The organism is Streptomyces sp. NPDC044064 (assembly GCF_056434245.1).
Genome location: NZ_JBWKFN010000004.1, coordinates 429,059 through 443,477 on the forward strand (window position 1 = coordinate 429,059; position 14,419 = coordinate 443,477).

The 14,419-nt window shown below is 72.8% G+C and carries 16 protein-coding genes and 1 pseudogene; 9 read left to right on the forward strand and 8 right to left on the reverse strand.

All coding sequences use genetic code 11. The features are described 5' to 3' along the window. Nucleotides 1-24: 24 nt before the first annotated feature. Nucleotides 25-663 (reverse strand): LytR C-terminal domain-containing protein, encoded by a 639-nt coding sequence (locus AC07DS_RS09655; protein WP_479143911.1) that lies wholly within the window; start codon nucleotides 661-663, stop codon nucleotides 25-27. Between the two features lie 98 nt (nucleotides 664-761). Beyond that, a complete protein-coding gene (locus tag AC07DS_RS09660; RefSeq protein WP_003999914.1) occupies nucleotides 762-1,058 on the reverse strand; it encodes a type II toxin-antitoxin system VapB family antitoxin in 297 nt (98 codons plus the stop codon). Nucleotides 1,059-1,173: 115 nt separating this feature from the next. Between AC07DS_RS09660 and AC07DS_RS09665 the strand changes: the two genes are divergently transcribed. Next, the gene (locus AC07DS_RS09665; RefSeq protein ID WP_479143912.1) at nucleotides 1,174-2,727 is read left to right on the forward strand and encodes a helicase HerA-like domain-containing protein; all 1,554 of its coding nucleotides are present in this window, start codon (nucleotides 1,174-1,176) and stop codon (nucleotides 2,725-2,727) included. Between the two features lie 86 nt (nucleotides 2,728-2,813). Here AC07DS_RS09665 and AC07DS_RS09670 read toward each other — a convergent pair whose 3' ends face one another. The 5 genes from AC07DS_RS09670 to AC07DS_RS09690 form a co-directional block, all read right to left on the reverse strand. Next, nucleotides 2,814-2,942: a hypothetical protein gene (locus tag AC07DS_RS09670; RefSeq protein WP_479143913.1), complete on the reverse strand. Its 129-nt coding sequence runs from the start codon at nucleotides 2,940-2,942 to the stop codon at nucleotides 2,814-2,816. Nucleotides 2,943-2,990: 48 nt separating this feature from the next. Further along, nucleotides 2,991-3,314, reverse strand: coding sequence for a hypothetical protein (locus AC07DS_RS09675; protein ID WP_479143914.1), 324 nt, complete (start codon nucleotides 3,312-3,314; stop codon nucleotides 2,991-2,993). Between the two features lie 101 nt (nucleotides 3,315-3,415). Further along, a complete protein-coding gene (locus tag AC07DS_RS09680; RefSeq protein ID WP_479143915.1) occupies nucleotides 3,416-4,084 on the reverse strand; it encodes an HdeD family acid-resistance protein in 669 nt (222 codons plus the stop codon). 99 nt (nucleotides 4,085-4,183) lie between these two features. Continuing rightward, nucleotides 4,184-4,777, reverse strand: a complete 594-nt coding sequence (locus AC07DS_RS09685; protein ID WP_479143916.1) for an HhH-GPD-type base excision DNA repair protein — start codon at nucleotides 4,775-4,777, stop codon at nucleotides 4,184-4,186. A 24-nt stretch (nucleotides 4,778-4,801) separates the two neighbouring features. Next, a complete protein-coding gene (locus AC07DS_RS09690) occupies nucleotides 4,802-5,524 on the reverse strand; it encodes a siderophore-interacting protein (protein WP_479143917.1) in 723 nt (240 codons plus the stop codon). 75 nt (nucleotides 5,525-5,599) lie between these two features. Between AC07DS_RS09690 and AC07DS_RS09695 the strand changes: the two genes are divergently transcribed. The 7 genes from AC07DS_RS09695 (at nucleotide 5,600) to gcvH (ending at nucleotide 13,520) form a co-directional block, all read left to right on the forward strand. Next, nucleotides 5,600-7,753 (forward strand): penicillin acylase family protein, encoded by a 2,154-nt coding sequence (locus tag AC07DS_RS09695; RefSeq protein ID WP_479143937.1) that lies wholly within the window; start codon nucleotides 5,600-5,602, stop codon nucleotides 7,751-7,753. Then, nucleotides 7,731-8,333 carry a GNAT family N-acetyltransferase gene (locus tag AC07DS_RS09700; protein WP_479143918.1) on the forward strand — a complete coding sequence of 201 codons (603 nt, stop codon included), beginning with the start codon at nucleotides 7,731-7,733 and terminating at the stop codon, nucleotides 8,331-8,333. Before AC07DS_RS09695 ends, AC07DS_RS09700 begins: the two co-directional genes overlap by 23 nt. A gap of 190 nt (nucleotides 8,334-8,523) precedes the next feature. Then, a complete protein-coding gene (locus AC07DS_RS09705; protein WP_479143919.1) occupies nucleotides 8,524-10,311 on the forward strand; it encodes a copper resistance CopC/CopD family protein in 1,788 nt (595 codons plus the stop codon). A gap of 2 nt (nucleotides 10,312-10,313) precedes the next feature. Then, nucleotides 10,314-10,916 (forward strand): poly-gamma-glutamate hydrolase family protein, encoded by a 603-nt coding sequence (locus AC07DS_RS09710; RefSeq protein WP_479143920.1) that lies wholly within the window; start codon nucleotides 10,314-10,316, stop codon nucleotides 10,914-10,916. Nucleotides 10,917-10,970: 54 nt separating this feature from the next. Next, a complete protein-coding gene (locus tag AC07DS_RS09715) occupies nucleotides 10,971-11,645 on the forward strand; it encodes an ArsR/SmtB family transcription factor (protein ID WP_479143921.1) in 675 nt (224 codons plus the stop codon). 78 nt (nucleotides 11,646-11,723) lie between these two features. Beyond that, nucleotides 11,724-12,983 carry an MFS transporter gene (locus tag AC07DS_RS09720; protein ID WP_479143922.1) on the forward strand — a complete coding sequence of 420 codons (1,260 nt, stop codon included), beginning with the start codon at nucleotides 11,724-11,726 and terminating at the stop codon, nucleotides 12,981-12,983. Between the two features lie 153 nt (nucleotides 12,984-13,136). Then, entirely contained in the window at nucleotides 13,137-13,520 is a 384-nt protein-coding gene (gene gcvH / locus AC07DS_RS09725; RefSeq protein ID WP_479143923.1) for a glycine cleavage system protein GcvH, read from the forward strand. 285 nt (nucleotides 13,521-13,805) lie between these two features. On the opposite strand, the gene AC07DS_RS09730 is transcribed toward gcvH, so the two are convergent. Then, a complete protein-coding gene (locus tag AC07DS_RS09730) occupies nucleotides 13,806-14,027 on the reverse strand; it encodes a hypothetical protein (RefSeq protein ID WP_479143924.1) in 222 nt (73 codons plus the stop codon). Nucleotides 14,028-14,174: 147 nt separating this feature from the next. Here AC07DS_RS09730 and AC07DS_RS09735 point away from each other — a divergent pair. Beyond that, nucleotides 14,175-14,419: pseudogene (locus tag AC07DS_RS09735) on the forward strand (DNA-directed RNA polymerase subunit alpha); the annotation flags it as partial.

Below are 14,419 nucleotides of genomic sequence, written 5' to 3' on the forward strand. Positions count from 1 at the left end.
CCCCGCGCCCTTTCAAGGCGTTCCTCAGCAGCTCTTCTTCGTCGCGGCCGCCGGCTCCGGGTCGGCCAGTTCGGCCAGGGCTCGGTCCGCGGCCGCCCGCTGGGTGAGGGTCTTGAAGCCGTCACCGATGATCAGGTCCAGATCGGCGCCCTTGCGGGCCGCGTCGGTGCGGTGCTCGGCGGCGGGCAGTTGGGTGGCGAGCACCGGCAGCGAGGTGTTCAGCGCGGAGGCGGGGCCGAGGAGTATCCCGGCGCCCTTGACCTTCTTGTCGAACTCCTTGGACGCGTTGCCCACATCACCGATCTTGAAGCCGCGCTTCTTCAGCTCGTCCGCAGTGTCCTTGGCGAGCCCGGTGTGCGCGGTGGCGTTGTAGACGTTCACGGTGATCTCACCGGGCTTGGGCGGCACCTTCACCCGGGCGGCGGTGGTGCTCGCCTTCGTGCGGCAGTGGGACTTGGTGCCGGACGCCGAGGTCTTTTTGTCGCCGCCGGTGAAGACGTCGATGAGCTGCAGCGTGCCCCAGCCGATCAGGCCGAGCGCGGCGACGGACGCCACTACGGCGAACACGAGCCTGCCGCGTCGCCGCGGAGGGCGCATCCGAGGGTATTTGTCCCCCGTGATCCGGTACTGGCCGCCCATGCCGGGGGGAGTCAGCATGCTCATGAGCGCAGCGTAGTGCGCCTGGGCGGCGATGCCTATTAGATGATCAGTAGACGCCGCTCAGCGGAACCCGAAAGGGTCAACGCCGTGTCGTGCCGCGGTCAGTCGAGTTCGAGCACGCGTGCGTGCAGCACCTGGCGCTGCTGGAGGGCGGCGCGGACCGCGCGGTGGAGGCCGTCCTCCAGGTACAGATCGCCCTGCCACTTCACGACGTGCGCGAAGAGGTCGCCGTAGAACGTCGAGTCCTCGGCCAGCAGGGTCTCCAGGTCGAGCTGCCCCTTGGTCGTCACGAGCTGATCGAGGCGGACCGGGCGCGGCGCGACGTCCGCCCACTGCCGGGTGCTTTCCCGGCCGTGGTCGGGGTACGGCCGGCCGTTTCCGATGCGCTTGAAGATCACACGGAAAGCCTACCGGTCAAGACGTTCCGGGCGCAGCCAAGGCGACGGAGTGCGACGCTGGAAAAGCCGTGGCGAAACGGATCATAGCGGGGTCTATCGGGAACAGGGGCCGGAGATGAGTGACAGTGAAACGCTCCCCGCCGAGGCCCGGCAGATCGCGGCGGGGTACGCCTTCTCCGGTCCCGCGCTCGACCTCGGCGCCCTCCTCTGGGACGGCGAGTGTCACCCGGGCGCGTCGGTCCGCATCCCGCTGCCGGTGCTGAACCGGCACGGTCTGGTCGCGGGCGCCACCGGCACCGGCAAGACCAAGACGCTCCAGCTGATCGCCGAGCAGCTGTCGGCCCAGGGCGTGCCGGTGTTCCTCGCGGACATCAAGGGCGACCTGTCCGGCATCGCCCGGCCGGGGCAGCCGGACGAGCGGGTCCGGGGGCGCGCCGCCGAGGTGGGCCAGCAGTGGACGCTGGCCGGCTTTCCGGCGGAGTTCCTCGCGCTCGGCGGGCTCGGCCACGGCATCCCGGTGCGGGCCACGGTCACCAGCTTCGGCCCGGTGCTGCTGTCGAAGGTGCTCCGGCTCAACCAGACCCAGGAGCAGTCCCTCGGCCTGATCTTCCACTACGCCGACACCAAGGGCCTGGAGCTGATCGACCTCAAGGACCTCAGGGCGGTCGTCGCGTTCCTGACCTCCGGCGAGGGCAGGGCCGAGCTGAAGAACATCGGCGGCCTGTCCACCGCCACGGCCGGGGTGATCCTGCGCTCCCTGACCGCCTTCGAGGCGCAGGGCATGGCCGGCTTCTTCGGCGAGCCGGAGTTCGACACGGCCGACCTGCTGCGTAGGGCGCCGGACGGGCGGGGCGTCGTCTCGGTCCTGGAACTCCCCGCCGTCCAGGACAAGCCGCTGCTCTTCTCGACGTTCCTCATGTGGCTGCTGGCCGACCTCTTCCACGACCTGCCCGAGATCGGCGACGCCGACAAGCCCGGGCTGGTCTTCTTCTTCGACGAGGCCCACCTGCTGTTCAGCGACGCCTCCAAGCCGTTCCTGGAGTCGATCACGCAGACCGTGCGCCTGATTCGCTCGAAAGGGGTCGGCGTCTTCTTCGTGACGCAGACCCCGAAGGACGTACCGTCCGATGTCCTCGCCCAGCTCGGCAACCGGGTCCAGCACGCGCTCAGGGCCTTCACCCCGGACGACCAGAAGGCGCTGCGGGCGACCGTGCGGACGTTCCCGAACTCCGGCTACGACCTGGAGGAACTCCTCACCGGACTGGGCACGGGCGAGGCCGTGGTGACCGTGCTCGGCGAGACGGGCGCACCCACCCCGGTCGCCGCCACCCGGCTGCGCGCGCCGGAGTCCCTGATGGGCCCGGTGGACGGGGCCGAGCTGGACCGTGCGGTGCGGGAGTCCGCGCTCCACGGGCGTTATGCACAGGCTGTGGATCGCGAGTCGGCGTACGAGAAGCTGAGCGCCGAGCGGCCGCAGGCTCCTCGGGCCGAGGCGGCCGAGGCGGCCGGGAAGGCCGGGAAGGCGGCGCAGGCTCCCAAGGAGGAGCCGTCCCTCGTCGAGCAGGTCGTCGGCAGCAGCATGTTCAAGTCCCTGGCCCGCTCGGTCGGCACCCAGATCGGCCGCGAGATCACCCGCTCCCTCTTCGGCACGGCCCGGCGCAGGCGGTGAACCGGCGCGCGCGGTGACTTGGCACAGGTGGTGGCCCGGCGCATGCGGTGGTTCGGCGGAGGCGGTGGTCCGCCTCCGCCGGGGGCTCAGCGGCCGTCCTCCTTCGCCGCAGGCTGCTGTGCCTGCGGGCTCTTCCGCTCCGGCTTCGCCGGTGCGCTGCGTCTGGCCTCGGCGCGCAGCAGGGCGCGCAGGACCGCGTACGGGTCTGTGGGCATGGTCGGTTCCTTGCGTCGAGCTGACTGTCCTGGGGGGGCAGGGCACTGTCAGCAGCGCAGGACCACCGTCCGGAGCAGCGGCACGGCGTTCGGCGGCCGGGGTACGGCGGGGCACGGGCGCAGCGCCGGGCGGACCGGTGCGGGCGGGTCGGGCACGGGTGCGGTGCGCTCGGGCGCGTCGGTCTGGTGGAGGGCACGCGCGGGCGGCCGTAGCAGCGTGTCCAGGACGTCGTGCTCGGCGCTCTCGGCGGACGCGGCCGGGGCGGGCGCCGCCTGGGCCTGCAGATGGGCGCCGGGCACCCACAGGGCGAGGAGCAGCACGAGCACCCGCAGCCAGGTACGGCTCCGGGTGGGGCTCGGGGTCCTGCTCACGGCGGTTGCATGCCCGCCCGGCAGCCGTACCGCATCGCGCGGCCCGCGAGATTCGCCCGCTCGGCCTACCGGAGGGGTCGCACCGTGTCGTGCCACGGGGGTCAGACCGTGCGCGGAACCTGGCGGGCGCGGCCGCGGACGCGGAACCCGGTGACGATCTCCACGACGCCGACGACCACCAGCCACCACCCGCCGACCAGGGTCAGCACGGCGACCGACCTGAACGGCGAGTCGATCAGCACGATCCCGGCGGCGAACGTGACGATCCCGAGGAAGATCTGCCAGCCCCGGGCGGGCATGCGCTTGTCGGAGATGGCGGCCAGGGTCTGGGTGATCCCGCGGATCACCCAGCTGATGCCGATCCACAGGGCGAGCAGCAGGATCGACTGCATCGGCCCGCGGAAGCAGAACAGGCCCAGCACGATCGACAGCGCACCGCTGATGAAGGCGAGCACGCGCAGCGAGGTCGTCTTGTGGGTGCCGAAGGCGGAGACCAGCTGGAAGACGCCGCTGACGAGGAGGTAGACGCCGAACAGGACACCCACGGCGACGAGGGAGGGGCCCGGCCAGATCAGCACCAGGATGCCGAGGACCAGCGAGGCGACGCCGGTGAGCAGGACGACCTGCCAGGCGGCCCGGGACAGGGCGTGCAGGGGGCCCTCGAAGGGCGGCTCGGGCTCGTGGTGCGCCTGCGGGGCCCCTCCCGCGTGGATGTTGCGGTCGTCGTACTCGCGACCCCAGGAGGGGTCACCGCTGGGTGCCTCGGTCATGCTCCATGCTTGGACCGCCCGGGCGTGTCCGGCCACCCGGGTGGGCCAGGTGGCTGAGCCGCCGCCCGCCCGCGCGCGCCGCCGCCACCCGGCCGGGCCCTACTTCCCGGCGGCCTTCGCGGCCTTGGCCGCCGCCTTCATCTCCTGCTTGTGCGCGCGCACCTTGGCCAGCGACTCGGGCCCGGTGATGTCGGCGACGGACCGGAAGGACTTCGCCTCGCCGTAGGCCCCGGCGGCCTCCCGCCACCCCGTGGGTGCGACGCCCAGCTGCTTGCCGAGCAGCGCGAGGAAGATCTGTGCCTTCTGCTTGCCGAACCCGGGCAGGTCCTGGAGCCGCTTCAGCAGCTCCTTCCCGTCCGTGACGCCCTTCCAGACCAGCTCGGCGTCTCCGTCGTAGTGCTCGACGAGGTACTGGCACAGCTGCTGGACCCGCTTGGCCATCGAGCCCGGGTAGCGGTGCACGGCGGGCTTCTCGGAGAGCAGCGCGGCGAACGCCTCCGGGTCCATGACGGCGATCTCGTGCGCGTCCAGGTCCTCGGCGCCCATCCGCTGCGCGATGGTCGCCGGCCCCTTGAACGCCCACTCCATCGGGACCTGCTGATCGAGCAGCATGCCGGTCAGCGCGGCGAGCGGGCTGCGGCCGAGCAGCGCGTCGGCCTCGGGGTCCTGGGCGAGGTGCAGAGTGACGTCCATGGGTCGATGATCGCGCCTCGCGCGTCAGGACGCGCGCCAGTACCCCTGGGCGTGCACCCGGGGCCTCGGCAGGCCCAGTTCCCTGCGCACGTACGTGGCCAGCGTGCGGGTGGTGGCCGTGTCGCAGGCGATCCAGACGTACGGGTCGCGGGTGCCGTCGAGCACGACGGGCAGCTCGGCGCGGACCCGGTCGGCGAGTTGGGCGCCCGCGTCGCGGCGGGGCACCTCGCGGATCTCGTGGCGGGCCGGGTCGGCGTGGCAGGGGAGGCCGTCCAGGGTGCCCTCGAACCAGATCGTCGCCGGGGCGGAAGGCAGGGCGCCGAGCAGGGAGTTGATCGCGGGCAGCGAGGCCGGGTCCCCGATGGCGACGACGTGCGAGGGAGCGGGGTCGGGACGCTGGAACCCGGTGCCCTGGACGGTCGCCTCGATGGTGTCCCCGGGCCGCGCGGCCCGCGCCCAGTCGGCGGCGCATCCGTCATGAAGGGCGAACTCCAGGCCGAAGGTGCCGGTCGCGGGGTCCGGGTCGACCAGGGTGTAGGCCCGCTGGTGCGGGCGGCCGGCGTCGGAGAACCACAGGCGCACCCACATCGTGGGGTGGACGCCGGTCGCGGCGAGCAGCCCGCCGTCGGTCAGCCGCAGCCGCCGGTAGTGCGGGGTGACGTCCTCGGCCTCGGTGACCGTGCACACGAAGTCCCTGGCGCGCAGCAGTCGTAGGACCGCTCCCTCCCAGCCCCGCCCCTGCCCCATCGCGTCTCCACCCCTCGCGTACGATTCCTGACACAAACTTAGGCAAGGCTAACCTAAAATGAAGGGGTGTCCAGGGTGACCACCGAGACCTACCGCGACGCCTGGGGCATCCCCCACCTGCGCGCTTCCGGCGTCCGTGCCCTCGCCCGCGCCCAGGGCCGTGTCACCGCCCTGGACCGCGCCTGGCAGCTGGAGGTCGAACGGCACCGCTCCCAGGGCACCTCGGCAGCCTTCCTCGGCGCGGCCGCCCTCCCCTGGGACGTCTTCGCCCGCCGCGCCCGCCTCGACGACACCGCGAGACGCTGTTTCACCGCGCTGGAGAGCCGGGACCCGGAGACGGCGGACTGGGTCCGGGCGTACGTGGACGGCGTCAATGAGGGCCTGGCGGAAGGGGCCCGCCGCGCACCCGAGTTCACCCGGACGAGCCATGCCCCCATCCCCTGGCAGCCGTGGAACCCGCTGGGCATCTGGCTCGGCACGCACATCCTCTTCGCCGGCTTCCCGGCCAAGCTGTGGCGCGAGGAGGCGATACGGCACCTCGGCCCGGAAGCGGTCGGCCTGTTCGCCACCGACGGCCCCGGTACGGCGGGCAGCAACGGCTGGCTCCTCTCGGGCGAGCGCACCCTCACGGGCCTGCCGCTTCTCGCCGGCGACCCGCACCGCTTCATCGAGGCCCCCGGCGTCTACCAGCAGATCCGTCTCTCCTGCCCCGAGTTCGACGTCGTCGGCCTGGCCGTCCCCGGCGTCCCGGGCATCGCCCACTTCGGCCACACCGGCACGGTCGCCTGGTCCATCACCAACGCCATGGCCGACTACCAGGACGTCTACCGCGAACGCCTCCGCCGCACGGGCGCGGGCGTCGAGGCCCTCGGCCCCGACGGCACCTGGCACCGCGCCCGACGCCACACGGAGACCGTGGAGATCGCGGGGGAGCACCCCCTGGAGATCGAGATCATCGAGACGGACCGGGGCCCGGTGATCGCCGGGGGCCCGGAGGGCCTGGAAACCACGGAACCACGACGGTCCGACGACGGCGAAACCGAGGTGGAGCCGCAGCCGCAGCCGGAGGCAACCGCCGAGACGGCCCTGGCCCTGCGCTATCCACCCCGGGTCACGGAAGACCTCGGCTTCAGCAGCCTCCTACCCCTCCTCCGAGCCCGCCGCGTCACCGACGTCGACGCCGCCTTCGACACCTGGGCCGAGCCCGTCAACGTCGTACAGGCAGCCGACACCGAGGGCGCCACCCTGCACCGGGTCGCGGGCCGCGTACCCGTCCGCTCGGAGGCCAACCGCACCAGCCTGGTCCCCGCCTGGCAGCCCGGCCACGAGTGGCACGGCTGGTACGAGATGCCCCGGGCCGGCCTCACCGACGGCATCGCGGTGATGGCCAACCAGCGCGGCCCGGCCAGCCACCTCGGCACCGAGTTCGCCCCACCGCACCGCGCCACCCGCATCCGCACCCTCCTCGACGAGCGCCCCGCCTGGTCCGCCGCCGACCTGCACGCGATCCACACGGACACCCACCTCGCCTCCGCCGCACCCCTCCTGGACCACCTGGCCGGCCTCGACGACCTCGCCCCCGAGGCCGCCCGGCTCAGGGACCGCCTCCTGGCCTGGAACCGCCGCATGGACGCGGACAGCGCCGACGCTGCGGCGTACGCTGCGGTGCGCGGCGCGGTCGTACGGCACCTCGCCGCACACCCGGCGTTCGCCGCGCTGACCGAGGTGCCCGCCTACCCGGAGGTCCTCCTCCCCTGGCTCGCCCTCCTCCCGCGCATCGCCTTCGCCCTGGAACACCTGCTGAGCGCCGAGGAGTTGTACGGCGTCGACCGGCCCGCCGCCGTACGCGCCGCCGTCGAGGAGACCGCCGCCGGGACTCCGGCGGGTCCATGGGGCGCCACCCACCGCCTCGCGCCCTGGCGGGCGCTGCCCGACGAGCAGCCGTACGACGAACCGGGCCTGTCCGGCGACCACGACTGCGTGCTGTGCACCTCCGCCGTGGCCGGCCTGACCGACCTGGCCGCCCGGGGCCCGGCGGCCCGTTACGTCTGGGACCTGGCCCGCCGCGAGGACAGCCGGTGGGTGGTGCCCTTCGGCGCGTCCGGCGTCCCGGGCTCACCGCACCACCGTGACCAACTCCCCCTGTGGCTCGGGGGAGAGCTCGCTCCCGTCGTCACCGACTGGGACCGCCTGGAGAAGGAGACCGATGTCCGACCCGCACGTCCATGAACAGGTGATCGACGGCTACGGCACCGTCCGCATCCGCCCCCTCGACCCGGCGGCCGACGCGGAGGTGGTCCACGCCTGGGTGAGCGACGAGCGCGCCGCGTTCTGGGGCATGACCGGCCTCACGCGGGACCAGGTGGCCGAGATCTACGCCCACATGGCAGGCCTCGACACCCACCACGCCCTCCTCGTCTCCAAGGACGGCGAGCCGGCCGCCCTGCTCCAGACCTACGAGCCCGAGGCCGACCGGGTCGGTGAGTGCTACGAGGTCCGCCCGGGCGACATCGGCGTCCACCTCCTCCTCGCGCCCGCCGCCGCGGACGGCCCGCGCCCCGGCTGGAGCGCGGCGCTGCTGACCGCGATGACGTCGTACGTCCTGCTGGAGCTGGACCACCGCCGGGTCGTGGTCGACCCGGACGTGCGCAACACCAAGGCGATCGCCCGCTTCGAACGCCAGGGATTCGAGCGAGGCCCCGAGGTGGTCCTCCCGGAGGTCGACATCCCGGACGTGTACCTGCCCGAGAAGCGTGCCCGACTGGCCTTTCTGGAGCGGGAGGCAGCCTTCCCGGGGGACCACGCCTGACGAGCCGATCGCCCTCCCCCATCGCCTTCAGGGCATGAGAGGCTGCGTGTTCCTCGCCCCGCCCCTCGACTCCTGGATCACGGGCCATGACTTGGTGCTGGACGGCGGGGTGCCGGCGCGGCCGACCTGGTGAGCGCGGCGGCCGATCCTTCCGTATCTGTACGGAGGGGCAGTGGGACGGAGGGGTGAGGTGCGCGACGAACACCGGTGGCTGCGACGGCTGACCGTCCTCGGCGCGGGCCTGCTCCTGCTCCTCCTGGGCGCGACCGCGCCCGCCTCGGCCCATGCGGCCCTGCGCGGGACGGACCCCGCCGACGGGACCGTTCTCAAGTCGGCGCCGCGCGAGGTCACCCTGGCCTTCACGGAGTCGGTCGGCCTGCTGACCGATTCCCTGCGCGTCTACGACCCCGAGAACCATCGCGTCCGCACCGGCGAGGCGGACCACGCGGCCGGCCGCTCCGACACCGTCCGGGTCTCCCTGCCCGCCGGGCTGGGCACCGGCACCTACACCGTGGCCTGGCGGGTGGTGTCGGCCGACAGCCACCCGGTGTCCGGCGCGCTCACCTTCTCGGTCGGCAAACGCACGGCGACGGCGACGAGCGTGCTCCCGGACCGTGCGGAGAACCCGGCGACGACCAGCCTCTACAACATCGCGCGCTACATCGCCTACCTCGCCGTGGCGCTCCTGCTGGGTCCGGCGGCGTTCGTGGCGTACTGCCGCCCGCCGAGGCCGGGCCACCTGCGCACACCGGTGGCGGCCGCCTGGGGCACCCTGTTCGCCTCGACGATGGCCCTCTTCCTCCTGAGGGCCCCGTACGAAGAGGGCACCGCCCCGACGTCGGCGTTCGCCCTCTCCTCCCTCACCCGTACGGCCTCGACCCGGCCCGGCGAACTCCTCCTCACCCGTCTGGCCCTGCTGCTCCTGGCCGGAGCCTGCGCACTGGCCCTGCGCAGATGGCGCCGCCGGATCCCCCGCCGGGCCGCCCTCGCGACCGCCGCGGCCCTCTCCGGCGCCCTCGCCCTGACCTGGGCGGCCTCGGAACACGCCTCGGCCGGCCTCCAGGTCCCGCTGGCGATCACCTCCGCCACCCTCCACCTGCTGGCGATGGCCGCCTGGCTGGGCGGCCTGACGGCCCTGGCGCTGACGCTGCGCCGTGCCTCACCGGATCCGGCCGCCCCGCTGGTCCAGGCCGTCATCCGCTTCTCCCGCCTGGCCTTCGCCTCGGTGACGGTCCTGGTGGCGACCGGCGTCTACCAGTCGTGGCGGGGCCTCGGCTCCTGGCAGGCGCTCACCGACACGACGTACGGCCGCCTTCTGCTGGCCAAGCTGGCGGCGGTCGCCCTCCTGCTCGCGGCCGCGTCCCGCTCCCGCCGCTGGACGACCCGCCTGGCGGCCCGGCCCGCGGCACGGGAACAGGCCCGGGTCCCGCAGCCGGCCGGCGGCCCCCCGCTCCCCCCGGGGCCGAACCCCGCACCGGCCCCCGCCCCGCACCCCCACAGCCTCCGCCGCTGGGTGCTGACCGAGATGGCGGTGGGCACCCTGGTCCTCGTCCTGACGACCCTCCTGACGAGCACGCTGCCGGGCCGCGCGGCGGCCGAGGCGGCGGAGTCGGCACCGGCGCCGGACGGCATCCAGGCGGCCTCGGTCACCACGGTCCCCTTCGACGTCGGCACCCCCGGCGGCCACGGCAAGGTGCAGATCACCCTGGACCCCGGGCGGGTCGGCACGAACTCCGTCCAGGCGGTGGTCTACGGCCCCGACGGCGGTCTCTCCGCGGTCCCCGAACTGCGCATCACCTTCACCCTCCCGGCCCAGCGGATCGGCCCCCTGGACAGCAAGGTCACCGACCGGGGCGGCTACTGGGCCGCCGACGCCTTCAACCTGCCGATCCCGGGAACGTGGACGATGAAGGTGACGGTGCGGGTGTCGGAGGTGGACCAGGTGACGGTGTCGAAGACCGTGCGGGTGGTGCGCTAGCGGTGGCGCCCGAGCGCGTGCTGATCGAGGGCGTGGAGTTCGCCGCCGCACTGACCCTCCGGTCGGACATCGGCCTGCTGGCCCTGCACGGCAGCAGGGAGGGCGGCACGGCGGAACTGGCCCACGAGGTCGCTGCCCGCACGGGCGCCAGCTGCCTGGTCTTCACCCAGCCCGCAGGCGACCCGGTCCACATCCCCTCGCACCGCATGTCCGTCCCCACCTGCGCGGCTCTGCAGCAGTTCCTGTCCCACGTGACCCTGACGGTCTCCCTGCACGGCCACCTGAGACCCGAGACGCCCCGGGCGATCTTCCTGGGCGGCGCCAACCGCGCGGCGGCCGACACCCTGGCCCGCAGTCTCACCCTCCTCGCCCCGGCCTTCGAGTCCGTCACCGACCTGGACCACATCCCGCCCGGCCTGCGCGGCCTCGGCCCCCGCAACCCGGTGAATCTGACCCCGTCCGGCGGAGTCCAGGTCGAACTACCCCTGAGCGCCCGTACGCAGGGCCCCCGGAAAACCCTCGGAGCCCCGGACGTGCCGCCGCCGACGGTGACGGCGGCGCTCACGGCCGGGGTGCAGCGACTGATGGAGGCTTCGGCGGCGTAGCCATGGCTCCCGGCTTCCCATACGCTATTCCATGGATTTGTGGAGGATGCTGGTATGGGAAAGACGACGGCCGGTACGAAGGCTCAGCTGTACGACGCGTTCGCAGCCAGCGGCAAGGCGCTGGCCAGCGGAAAGCGACTGGAACTGCTCGATCTGCTCGCCCAGGGCGAGCGCACCGTCGACGCCCTGGCCAAGGCGGCGGGGCTCAACCTGACGACGGCCTCGGCGCATCTCCAGACGCTCAAGCAGGCCGGTTTCGTCGCCACCCGCCGCGAAGGTGTGCGCATCCACTACCGGCTCGCCGGCGACGACGTGGCCCAGCTGTTCGCGCTGCTGCGCAAGGTCGCCGAGGCCCACCAGGCCGCCGTCCCCGCGGCCCGCGACGCCTACCTCGGCGAGGACGCCGTGGCACAGGTCAGCCGCGAGGAGCTGCGGGCCCGCGTGGCGTTGGGCGACGTGGTGGTGCTGGACGTACGGCCGGTGGAGGAGTACCGGGCCGGGCACATCCCCGGCGCCCACTCCATCCCGGTCGACGAACTGGCCGAGCGGATCAACGAGTTGCCCGAGGAGACGGAGATCGTCGTGTACTGCCGTGGCGAGTACTGCGTGCTCGCCTACGACGCGGTACGGCTCCTGACCGACCGCGGCCGCCGCGCGATCCGCCTCGACGACGGGATGCTGGAGTGGCGCCTGGCCGAACTGCCTGTCGACGCCGGGGACCTGGCGTGACATCTGCCGTGCCGGACCACCTGCAGTGCAGCGCCACCACGGTTCCCTGACGCCACCCACTGCCACCGGAAGAGAGACATGACCCGAGCCGAGCCCGCCGCCCCTGTCTCCCTGCCCGGCATACCCGACGCCGCCCAGGCACAGCGCCGCATCCTGCGCGTCCTGGTCGCCTCCCAGATCCTCAGCGGTGCCGGTCTCGCCGCCGGTGTCACCGTAGGCGCCCTGCTCGCCCAGAACATGCTCGGCACCACCAGCCTCGCCGGACTGCCCAGCGCCCTGTTCACCGCCGGATCCGCGCTCACCGCCGTCGCCGTGGGCCGTATCTCCCAGGCCCGCGGCCGCCGCCCCGGCCTGGCCATCGGCTACCTCACCGGAGCCGTCGGCAGCGCCGGCGTCATCACGGCCGCCGTACTCGACAGCCCCGTCCTGCTGTTCCTCGCCCTGTTCGTCTACGGCGCCGGCACCGCCACCAACCTCCAGGCCCGCTACGCCGGAGCCGACCTGGCCGACCCCGCCCACCGTGCCCGCGCCGTCTCCACGGTCCTGGTCGCCACCACCCTCGGCGGCGTCGCCGGCCCCAACCTCGCCGCACCCACCGGCGACTTCGCCGAGACCCTGGGCATTCCGAACCTGGCCGGCCCCTTCCTGCTGTCCGGAGCGGCCTACGCCCTCGCGGCCGTGGTCCTGGCCACCAGCCTGCGCCCCGACCCGCTGCTCACGGCCCGCGCCCTCGCCGCCACCGAGCAGGCCGACCGGGCGAAGGCGCCCGCGGCCTCCGTGCAGGAGGGCCGCGGCGGTGTGGTCCTGGGCGCACTCGTCATGGTGCTCACCCAGCTCGTCATGGTGGCGATCATGACGATGACACCCGTCCACATGCACGACCACGGCCATGGCACCGCCGCCTCGGGTCTCGTCATCGCCATCCACATCGGCGCCATGTACCTGCCGTCACCGCTCACCGGGCGCCTGGTGGACCGCTACGGCCGCATGAAGATCGCCGCCGCCTCCGGTCTCACTCTCCTGGCCGCCGGCGTCCTCGCCGCCCTGGCCCCCGCCGACTCCGTCGCGCTGCTGGCGCTCGCCCTGGCCCTGCTGGGACTGGGCTGGAACTTCGGCCTGGTGTCGGGCACGGCGATCATCACCGACACGGTTCCCCTCGCCACCCGCGCCAGGACCCAGGGCATGGTGGACGTCTCCATAGCGATCGCCGGCGCCACCGGCGGCATCAGCTCAGGCGTCATCGCGACCGCGGCCGGCTACCCCGCCCTGGCCCTCACCGGCGGCGTCCTGGCCCTGGCCGTCCTGCCCGCCGTCGCGGCGACCGCGTACCGCCGATGACGGCCGGCATGCAGCCCGCCCCGGGCCTCACGGTCGGCTGAGCCCGAGCCGCGTGCCGGCTTTGTGAGCCATGCGGGGGAAACCACGTCCCGCACCCTCCGGTCCCGGGCATGGATGGCCGTGTTGGTCACCTACGGCTTCAGGGGAGCACGTATGTCGCACATCCCGGCTGATCTTCGGTACGCCGATACGCACGAGTGGGCGCGCAGGGAATCGGACGGCACGATCACGGTGGGCATCACCGACCACGCCCAGAAAGCACTCGGCGACCTGGTGTTCGTGGAACTGGTCAGCGTCGGCAAGGTCTTCGAGGCGCGCGAGCCGGCCGGTGTCCTGGAGTCCGTGAAGGCCGCCACGGACGTCTACACACCGGTCGGCGGCGAGGTGATCGCGGTCAACGAGGAGCTGTCCGACAGCCCTGAGCTCCTCAACGAGGAGCCCTACGACAGCTGGATCTTCAGGCTCAAGCCGTCCGACAAGTCGGAGTTCGCCGGCCTTCTCGACGCCGCCGGCTACAAGACCGAGATCGGCGAGTGATCCGCGCCTGAGCGCCCCGGCTCACCGCCGACGCGGAGAGCCGGCCTCGGGTCACGCCGCACGAGCGCCCCGAGCGGGCTCCTGTACGTCCTCGGGCAGGAAAGCCTCGTCCTCCCCGAAGTCCGGGGCCTGGAAGGGGTTTGTCGCCGGAGGCGGCGACACGGGAGCGGCAGAGCGGGGCTGCCCCTCCAGCGCGGAGAACAGCGACGTCGGTTCGATGAGAGGTCTCGCTTTCGTTTCAGGTCCCGGAAGGGGCCTGGCGTGCCGTGACCGGGCACAGTGGTCCTACAACTTGGTCATCTTGGCGTACGGGCTCAAGATCCGCATCTGCTCGGAGCCGAAATCCACGAGTGCCGCGATTCCGTCCTCGATGCCGATCACCCGGCCGAGTCCGTACACGTCATGGGTGACCTGGTCGCCGACGGCGAAGTGCTTGGGAGGCGGGGCGACCGGGGCCTTGAATGGGCTGGTGGGCAGATGACGCTTCGGTGCAGCAGGCTTTGTCATTGCCCCCAGTATGCGCCTACGAACCGCCTTGGTGGCCTGCAGACGGGCGAGGCCGGGCGGTTCGGCTTCGTAGGATGCCGTACCCCCCGTACCCTTCGGGGACCACGGCGTCAGATAGCGGGCGCCAGAGACTGGAGGCAATACCTCGTGCTGATTGCTCAGCGTCCCTCGTTGACCGAAGAGGTCGTCGACGAATTCCGCTCCCGGTTCGTGATCGAGCCGCTGGAGCCGGGCTTCGGCTACACCCTCGGCAACTCCCTCCGCCGCACCCTCCTGTCGTCGATCCCCGGTGCTGCTGTCACCAGCATCCGGGTCGACGGTGTCCTGCACGAGTTCACCACCGTGCCGGGCGTCAAGGAGGACGTCACCGACCTGATCCTCAACATCAAGCA

Excerpts from the sequence above, each read along its gene's own strand:
- AC07DS_RS09715 (WP_479143921.1), top strand. The coding sequence starts at position 10,971 with ATGGGAAAGACGACGGCCGGTACGAAGGCTCAGCTGTACGACGCGTTC.
- AC07DS_RS09685 (WP_479143916.1), bottom strand. The coding sequence starts at position 4,777 with ATGGACGTCACTCTGCACCTCGCCCAGGACCCCGAGGCCGACGCGCTG.
- AC07DS_RS09655 (WP_479143911.1), bottom strand. The coding sequence starts at position 663 with ATGAGCATGCTGACTCCCCCCGGCATGGGCGGCCAGTACCGGATCACG.
- gcvH (WP_479143923.1), top strand. The coding sequence starts at position 13,137 with ATGTCGCACATCCCGGCTGATCTTCGGTACGCCGATACGCACGAGTGG.
- AC07DS_RS09665 (WP_479143912.1), top strand. The coding sequence starts at position 1,174 with ATGAGTGACAGTGAAACGCTCCCCGCCGAGGCCCGGCAGATCGCGGCG.
- AC07DS_RS09700 (WP_479143918.1), top strand. The coding sequence starts at position 7,731 with ATGTCCGACCCGCACGTCCATGAACAGGTGATCGACGGCTACGGCACC.
- AC07DS_RS09730 (WP_479143924.1), bottom strand. The coding sequence starts at position 14,027 with ATGACAAAGCCTGCTGCACCGAAGCGTCATCTGCCCACCAGCCCATTC.
- AC07DS_RS09690 (WP_479143917.1), bottom strand. The coding sequence starts at position 5,524 with ATGGGGCAGGGGCGGGGCTGGGAGGGAGCGGTCCTACGACTGCTGCGC.
- AC07DS_RS09720 (WP_479143922.1), top strand. The coding sequence starts at position 11,724 with ATGACCCGAGCCGAGCCCGCCGCCCCTGTCTCCCTGCCCGGCATACCC.
- AC07DS_RS09680 (WP_479143915.1), bottom strand. The coding sequence starts at position 4,084 with ATGACCGAGGCACCCAGCGGTGACCCCTCCTGGGGTCGCGAGTACGAC.
- AC07DS_RS09670 (WP_479143913.1), bottom strand. The coding sequence starts at position 2,942 with ATGCCCACAGACCCGTACGCGGTCCTGCGCGCCCTGCTGCGCGCCGAG.